Source organism: Corallococcus sicarius, assembly GCF_003611735.1.
Lineage (GTDB): Bacteria > Myxococcota > Myxococcia > Myxococcales > Myxococcaceae > Corallococcus > Corallococcus sicarius.
The window spans coordinates 1-1,139 of the sequence record NZ_RAWG01000646.1 but is presented as its reverse complement, the minus strand read 5'-3'; the positions used below and the strand labels follow the sequence as shown (position 1 = coordinate 1,139).

Annotated in this window: 1 protein-coding gene; it reads right to left on the bottom strand. The window is 73.5% G+C overall.

Annotation, left to right across the window (positions count from 1 at the left end; genetic code table 11):
• A partial coding sequence (locus tag D7X12_RS41465; protein ID WP_208719634.1) for a condensation domain-containing protein occupies nt 1-1,139 on the bottom strand: 1,139 nt, incomplete at both ends.

Genomic DNA, 1,139 nt, shown 5'->3' with positions numbered 1-1,139 from the left:
GGGCAGTGCGGGAAGGGGCAGGGGCGTGTCCAGCTTCTGTCTCCACCAGGAGCGCAGGCTGTCGAGTGCCTCCGCGCGCAGCCCCGCGTGCTGCCAGCGCGTGAAGTCGCGGTACTGCAAGGTGGGCTCCGGCAGCGGCGACTCCCGGCCTTCCAGGAAGGCGCCGTAGAGCGCCGCCAGCTCCGACAGCAGCACCTGCCCCGTGACGAGGTCCGTGAGGGCGTGGTGCAGGTTGAGCAACAGCAGGTGCCGCGCGTCGGACAGCCGCAGCAGGAGCGCGCGCATCAGCGGCCCCCGCTCCAGGTCGAAGGGACGCCACGCCTCCTCGCGCAGCCGTGTCAGCGCCGCGTCCTCGCGCGCTTCCTCGCGGACGTGTTCCAGGTCGAGCCGCTCCAGCGGGAAGCCGCCGGGAGCCGCGATGCGCTGGACGGGGACTCCGTCCTCGACAGGGAACGTGGTGCGCAAAATCTCATGCCGGCGCACCAGCTCCGTCAGCGCCTGGGAGAGCGCCGCTTCGTCGAGCGGGCCCTCCACGCGGAAGGCCGTGGGCACGGAGTTGAGCGGGCTCGCGGGGCCTCCCCGCTCCGGGGACCAGTACGCCTGCTGGGAGAAGGAGAGCGGGAGCTGCTCCACGGGCTCGCCCGGCTCCACCGGAGGCCGCGCGGCGTCCGGTGCCTCCCGGGCCGAGGCGAGCTTCGCCGCCAGCGCGGCGACGGTGGGCGCGTCGAACAGGTCGTTGAGCGACAGCTCCCGGTCGAAGGTGGCGCGGATCCGGGTGATGAGCTGCGCGGCCAGCAGCGAGTGCCCGCCCAGCTCGAAGAAGTCGTCCTGCACGCCCACGCGCTCGTGGCCGAGCATGTCGCCCCAGAGGTTCGCCAGCAGCTCCTCCGTGGGCGTGCGTGGCGCGACGTAGCTGTCCGTGAGCCCCTTCTGCTCCGGAGCGGGCAGTGCCGCGCGGTGGACCTTGCCCGCGGCGGTGAGCGGGAGCGCGTCCAGGAGGACGAAGGCGGCGGGGACCATGAAGGAGGGGAGGCGCTGCTCGAGGAAGGCGCGCAGCTCCGCGGGCTGCGGGGCCTGGGAGGCGGTGAAGTAGGCGACGAGGCGCTTGTCACCGGGCGAGTCCTCGCGCAGCAGGAGGG